Raw genomic sequence first — 6,356 nt, 5'->3', positions numbered from 1 at the left:
TATTATTTTCTTCTATTTTTATAGATAAAAAACGCCATACATCGACATGGAAATCGAGTTATGGCGTGGTTGATCTATACATGTACTTTTGCTTGAATCAAAGCTTCCGGTTCCTCGATAACTTTCGTCGGCTTCTTCGACCAGATTGTCGCAAGAATTGGACCGGAAATATTATGCCAGATAGCACCCCATACGCTTGGAAGTGCAGCAAGTGGTCCGAAGTGGGCAGTGGCGAGCGTTACACCTAGTCCGGAGTTTTGCATGCCGACTTCGAGTGAAATGGCCCGTCTGTCGTTTTCGTTCAATCCGAGTCCAAGTGCAATCAAATAACCGAGAAGTAATCCGATACCGTTATGCAAGAACACGGCGATAAATACGAGTAGACCTGAGCTTGCGACGTTGCCTGCATTTGCGGAAGTAACCGCAGCGACAATGATGAGAATCGCAACGACTGAAATGATGGGTACGACGGATACACTTTTCGCAACCGCCCGAGGGAAAAATCGTTGAATGAGTAATCCTAGCGCAATCGGAATGATGATGACTTGTACGATCGATTTAAACATCGACAACGCATCCACGGGTAGCCATTGTCCAGCTAATAATAGTAATAATAGCGGCGTGACAAGTGGTGCCAATAGAGTAGAAAGGGATGTCATCGCAACAGATAATGCGAGATTTCCTTTTGCTAGATAGACCATAACGTTTGAAGCAGTACCTCCTGGAACAGATCCTAGCAATACTAGACCAGCTGCTAGTTCTGGTGGTAGCTTCAATAAATAAGCAAGACCGAAAGCAGTGAGTGGCATCACAATAAATTGTGCGGCTACGCCAATGATTACAGGTAGTGGATTGGTCAAAATAATTTTGAAGTCCACTGCACGTAACGTCAGTCCCATTCCGAACATGACAACACCGAGTAAAATCGTGATGTATGCACCCAATCCGAGGAAAGGATTCGGAAACAGGAACGCGATCACAGCGACCAGGATGACCCAAAATGCAAAGTACTTTCCGGCGATAGAGCCGATTGTTTCGAGTGCTCTCATGGTTTCGTCACCTCAGAATCCAGGTGAAAAATTTTATTTGGATTGAGTAAGTTATCCGGATCGAGAGCTCGTTTGATTTTCTGCATGACAAGAAGTGCAGCGCCGTGTTCTTGTTGCTGGTATTTCTGTTTGCCGATTCCGACACCGTGCTCTCCGGTACACGTACCGCCACGTTCCAGTGCATAGTGAACGATTTTTTCGTTTAGTTCGTCGGCTTTCGCTAGTTCTGCCGGATCATTCATATCCATCATTAGCAATACGTGGAAGTTACCATCGCCTACGTGGCCAACGATTCCCCCTGGCATTTCAAGTGACTCGACTACTTCACGTGCATGATTGACCGCATCCGCCAGTTCGGAAATCGGTAGGCAGACGTCTGTGACCATGAGTTTTTTGCCGGGATTTCCATGAATATAGGCATAGGCCAGATTGTGACGAGCTTCCCATAGTCGATTGCGTTCTGCATTGTCGGTTTCAAATTCGATAGTTGTGCACTGATGATCTACAACAATTTCTTTTGTAAATTCGACATCTTGTTGTAACCCGGCTTCATTGCCATGGAATTCCAGGAACAATGTGGGCTTTTCTTGATAATGAGTTTCACTGAAGATATTAGCTTGTTTAATAGAAGGCTCATCCACCAATTCTACCCGCGCAATCGGAATACCTGCTTGCAAGATCGAAACGACTGCTTCCACTGCGTCATGAACGGTAGGGAATGATGCACGGGCGGCTGTTGTAAATTCAGGAATACCATAGACGCTTAATGTCAGCTCAGTGAAGCAACCGAGTGTTCCTTCTGAGCCAACAAATAATCCGTTTAAATGAAGTCCAGATGCAGATTTAGCCGCTTTATTACCAGTATGGATGACCGTGCCATCTGCCAGGACCACTTCGAGATCGCGAACTTGATCGCGCATGACACCGTATTTGACGGAAGTCGTGCCGCTAGCATTCGTTGCCGCCATGCCCCCAAGTGTCGCATCTGCCCCCGGATCGACAGAGAAAAACAATCCATGTTTCTTCAGTTCTTTATTTAATTGAGTTCGTGTGACGCCTGGTTGGACGGTAACGAGGAAATCTTCTGCACGTACGTCTAGAATCGCATTCATGTTTGAAAAGTCTATTGTGATGCCACCATTATCCGGAATGACACTACCTTCTAAGCTCGAGCCGAGTCCGAATGGTATGACCGCTACGTTAAGCTCTTTCGATACGCGCATAATTTTGATTACATCGTCTGTGCAAGAAGGGAACACAACAATATCCGGTAATTTCATTGTATGGTAGGATTCGTCCTTTCCGTGAAGTTCACGCACGGTTTCATTGATGGTCACTTGTTGTTCGGTTAATACCCCTTGTAAAGCCTGGACGATTGTTTCAGTAGTCGCTGTCATAGTTGTTCTCTCCTTAAAGGTGAATAAGTGATGGTGAAGGTAATTCTACTGATTAGAATTTTGTAACTATTTTATCGGACATTATACTATTATACTTATTAATCTGAATAATTCAACGATAGTTCACTAATCTTCCTCCTTTTATTCAATGTTTCATAAGCATAAAAACTATATCCATGCATGTTCGAAGGCCTATCTGACTAGCAGCACCCTTTCATATGAATAAAAGAACACAAAAATAACTGACTGTTTTATTTGTATTTTTATTAACCTATACAAATGACAGGCTTTGGCTGAGGAGTGTGTGAAATGAATACGATTTTGTTTGTGGAAACCACGAAGAGTGGTTCGAGCAGGGAAGCTATAAAGGCGGCAGAAAGGTTAGGCTACGCCACGGTGTTGTTAACCGAGAATGCGAGGTTTATCGAGCAAAGAGAGGAGTTTCCGGAAGTCACACAAATGATTCATATTGATCGCATAACGGAAGCAACGATCCGTGAACATATTTATGCAATACAGAAGTTGGGTTTGAAGCTGAAAGGAATTTTTAGTTTCGTGGATCCATTTGTATCGATGACCGCGCATCTCGCAAATGAATTTTGCCTTGCAGGAATTTCTGCTGATGCCTATTTGAAAATGGAGGATAAAGTGTTAACTAGAACTGCATTGGCTAAAAACGCAGCGACACCGAAATTTATGATTTTTGAGCCGTCGTTAGATTTGAAGAAGTTCATCAGCGAGCAAGAGACATTTCCCCTTATCATCAAATCGCCACTGTCAAAGGCGTCAAGAGATGTGTACCTCGTAGAAGATCGAAAAGAAATGACGCGTGTTATGAAAAGTATGTTGAAAAACTATCCATCCCAGCAGATTGTCATTGAAGAATATCTGGACGGACCACAATACTTGGTTGAACTAGTAGTGGTGGAAGGAGAGCTCCATCTAGTTGCGGTCATTAAACAGGATATTCAAAAAGACTTGAAGTTCATCATTACCGGTTATGATATTCAACTTTCACTAGAGAGTAAACTATATGCCAAGCTTGTTAGCGCAGTGGAATCGATTTGTAACGACCTCGGGGCAAAAAATGTCGCCTGTCATCTCGAGTTACGATATGTCAGAGATACCTGGAAGTTGATTGAGTTGAATCCACGAATATCGGGTGGCGCCATGAATCGCATGATCGAAGAGGCCTTTGGTATTAATTTGATGGAAGAGACATTGAAGCTCTTTATGGGTGAAGAAATCAATTTAAAAAGAAGACACGAACATCATATCTATACGCATTATATTACCGTGAACACGTATGGCACGCTGTTGAAAGTGACAGGTAAAAATTATGCAATGAAGCGTGAAGGCGTGCGGGAAGTCTACGTGAAACCACGTAAAGGTACATTCATGACACCGCCCATTTCAATGGGCAGTCGGTACGGCTATGTCATAGCTTCCGGCGAGACCGCATCAAAAGCGAAACGAAATGCCATGCATGCCGCGAGGAATATCAAGTTTTATATAGAATCTAATGAGGAGTGAGAGCAGATGGTTACAGTGGGGATGTTGCATTCAAGGAAACACCCGGGCAGAGTAGATAAAGCTTTTGCCTGGGCAGCTGTCGCTAAAATGGAAGGAGTGAATTTTTACTACTTTTCGCCACAAGGCGTTAATTTTAAAACGAAGGTAATCTCGGGTTATGTATATGAAAAAGGCGAGTGGATAGAACGAGACATGAAGTTTCCCGATGTCATTTACAATGCATGCGGGATGAAGACCGATGAGGACATTGAAGTCTATACTAAATTAAGTAAGATTGTTCCTTTCACTTCACACTCAGTCGGCAATAAAATGAGTGTCTATAGAAGGATCAGTAAAATGCCCGAATTTGTGGATTATTTGATCCCGTCGATACGGATCGATCAACCTGAAGATGTGTTGGATGCTATGAAGAAATATAAAAAAGTGATTATGAAACCAGTATCCGGCAGTCAAGGAAGGGGGATTTGGTTCATCGAGCAAGATGGAGAGCATTACCATAAGATAGTTGATACAGAGAAGACAACCACAAATCGAAAACAACTTATTTCCGATCTTCAAGATTTAATCAGTGGGCAAGATTATTTGGTCCAGCCGTATATATCCTGCCGAACTAAAGACGGGAATCCATATGATTTCAGACTACATGTTCAGAAAGACGGGGAAGGGAAATGGATGATTTCAATTATTTATCCTCGGATCGGTACGATGGACAGAGTGACTAGTAATCTTTCTCGTGGTGGCAGTATGGGGATGTTTAGATCGTTTTTAGAAAGAGAATTTGGCGATGAACGAAGGAATATGAGACAGACTTTAGAGAAGTTTGCTGATCGCTTTACCAATGAATTCGAAAGCACTTTCGATATAGAATTTGATGAGCTTGGAATTGATATAGGTGTCGATGAAAATAATAAGCTTTGGATATTCGAAGTGAATTGGAGACCGGGAAATGAGGAACTGGCATTTAATATAGCAAAGGATCTGGTTCCTTATGCTGTATATGTTGCCAATCAACATAAATCGACCTGATGTGTATTCCTAGCACAATCCATTAATGTCTGTCCGTGCCTAACCTTTCTTAGGGCTCTGTCATATATATAGTAGAACCGTATACTATGAAGGGATGGAAGAAAAACGATGACTACCCCTAGTGCAATTTGTGTTGCGATGAAGAGATTACTGGAAGAACAAGAGTTGATTGCTACATTCAGTCAAGGATTTCAATATGTCTGTTCGTTCCCTGTCTATGATACGATCCCCTTTACACTTCATGACTGCGAATTACACACACCATTCAGCGCCCATTATAAATGTATAAAGACTCCTTATTTCAGATTGGAAAAATTCGATATAGATACATGCTGTGCAACCTTAACTTTACTGGAGCCAGTCGATATGGAAGGCAACCCAGTAGACATTTGCGAAGAATTTTACTCCCTCAGGAAGACGAAAAGCTGTATTATAGTCAATATCAATTGTTTTTGTACCATCACACCACTTCCCCCTAAGCTAGTCGATAAAAAATTACCTACTATTGAACCGAAAAAATAAATACAAACTAACAGGTGAACTTATATGCACAATACAATTAGAAAACAAATTTTTGAACAAATAGATACGGACTATCAGAAGTTTTCATCCGCACTCATACCGACGAACGAAAATATTCTTGGCGTGCGAATGCCGGCACTACGTAAACTTGCAAAAGGCATTGCAAAAGATGATTGGCGGACGTATCTACAGACAGCGAATGATGAGTATTTTGAAGAAGTGATGTTACAAGGTTTAGTAATTGGTTACGTAAAAGCGGACATTGAAGAGCTTTTGACGTACGTAGAGAAATTTGTTCCGAAAATAGATAACTGGTCCGTTTGCGACAGTTTTTGTTCAGGATTGAAAATGACCAAACAACATAAGGAACGTGTTTGGTCATTCCTCCAACCGTATGTAGTTTCGGAGAACGAATATGAACTTCGCTTCGGAATTGTCATGTTGCTCGTTTATTATATTGAGTCCGACTATATCGACAGAGTACTTGGTTTGCTAAATCATGTGCAACATGAAGGATATTACGTCAAAATGGCGGTGGCTTGGGCGTTGTCTAGTTGTTTTGTAAAGTTGCCTGACCCCACACTGGATTATTTGGCTGGGGGAAATTCATTGGATGTATTTACGTATAATAAAGCGTTACAGAAAATTACCGAGTTGACGCGTGTGGATCAAGAGACGAAGCAAGTACTTCGCAGTATGAAAAGGCGCTGACAATAACCTAGTCTTGTGACTAGGTTTTTAGTTATGAATACGGCTTTTCAAAAAGCCGTTATTCAGATCGTAAAGTAGTGGGGGCGATAAAAAATAAGAGAAACCTGACAAATAGTCA

At 42.0% G+C, this 6,356-nt stretch carries 6 protein-coding genes; 4 read left to right on the top strand and 2 right to left on the bottom strand.

Going from position 1 to position 6,356, the window contains the following annotated elements; genetic code table 11:
• Positions 1 to 74 precede the first annotated feature (74 nt).
• Together CSV77_RS12795 and CSV77_RS12790 are read right to left on the bottom strand one after the other, a co-directional pair.
• Positions 75 to 1,049, bottom strand: coding sequence for a bile acid:sodium symporter family protein (locus CSV77_RS12795; RefSeq protein WP_099673708.1), 975 nt, complete (start codon positions 1,047 to 1,049; stop codon positions 75 to 77).
• Entirely contained in the window at positions 1,046 to 2,446 is a 1,401-nt protein-coding gene (locus CSV77_RS12790; protein WP_099673707.1) for an FAD-binding oxidoreductase, read from the bottom strand. Before CSV77_RS12790 ends, CSV77_RS12795 begins: the two co-directional genes overlap by 4 nt.
• A gap of 309 nt (positions 2,447 to 2,755) precedes the next feature.
• On the opposite strand from CSV77_RS12790, the gene CSV77_RS12785 reads away from it, so the two are divergent.
• The 4 genes from CSV77_RS12785 to CSV77_RS12770 all read left to right on the top strand — a co-directional run bounded on the left by CSV77_RS12785 (position 2,756) and on the right by CSV77_RS12770 (position 6,238).
• A complete protein-coding gene (locus CSV77_RS12785) occupies positions 2,756 to 3,979 on the top strand; it encodes an ATP-grasp domain-containing protein (protein ID WP_099673706.1) in 1,224 nt (407 codons plus the stop codon).
• A 6-nt stretch (positions 3,980 to 3,985) separates the two neighbouring features.
• Positions 3,986 to 5,005 carry a YheC/YheD family endospore coat-associated protein gene (locus tag CSV77_RS12780; RefSeq protein ID WP_099673705.1) on the top strand — a complete coding sequence of 340 codons (1,020 nt, stop codon included), beginning with the start codon at positions 3,986 to 3,988 and terminating at the stop codon, positions 5,003 to 5,005.
• Between the two features lie 108 nt (positions 5,006 to 5,113).
• Positions 5,114 to 5,527, top strand: coding sequence for a CotY/CotZ family spore coat protein (locus CSV77_RS12775; RefSeq protein WP_099673704.1), 414 nt, complete (start codon positions 5,114 to 5,116; stop codon positions 5,525 to 5,527).
• Positions 5,528 to 5,551: 24 nt separating this feature from the next.
• Complete coding sequence (locus CSV77_RS12770) at positions 5,552 to 6,238, top strand: DNA alkylation repair protein (protein WP_099630772.1); 687 nt, start codon at positions 5,552 to 5,554, stop codon at positions 6,236 to 6,238.
• The last annotated feature ends 118 nt before the right edge of the window (positions 6,239 to 6,356 follow it).

This window comes from Sporosarcina sp. P16b (genome assembly GCF_002743065.1).
Classification (GTDB): domain Bacteria; phylum Bacillota; class Bacilli; order Bacillales_A; family Planococcaceae; genus Sporosarcina.
This window is presented reverse-complemented; position numbering and strand designations above follow the sequence as displayed.

Bases quoted from the DNA above. Each gene is read 5' to 3' on its own strand.
- CSV77_RS12795 (WP_099673708.1), bottom strand. From the start codon at position 1,049: ATGAGAGCACTCGAAACAATCGGCTCTATCGCCGGAAAGTACTTTGCA.
- CSV77_RS12790 (WP_099673707.1), bottom strand. From the start codon at position 2,446: ATGACAGCGACTACTGAAACAATCGTCCAGGCTTTACAAGGGGTATTA.
- CSV77_RS12785 (WP_099673706.1), top strand. From the start codon at position 2,756: ATGAATACGATTTTGTTTGTGGAAACCACGAAGAGTGGTTCGAGCAGG.
- CSV77_RS12780 (WP_099673705.1), top strand. From the start codon at position 3,986: ATGGTTACAGTGGGGATGTTGCATTCAAGGAAACACCCGGGCAGAGTA.
- CSV77_RS12775 (WP_099673704.1), top strand. From the start codon at position 5,114: ATGACTACCCCTAGTGCAATTTGTGTTGCGATGAAGAGATTACTGGAA.
- CSV77_RS12770 (WP_099630772.1), top strand. From the start codon at position 5,552: ATGCACAATACAATTAGAAAACAAATTTTTGAACAAATAGATACGGAC.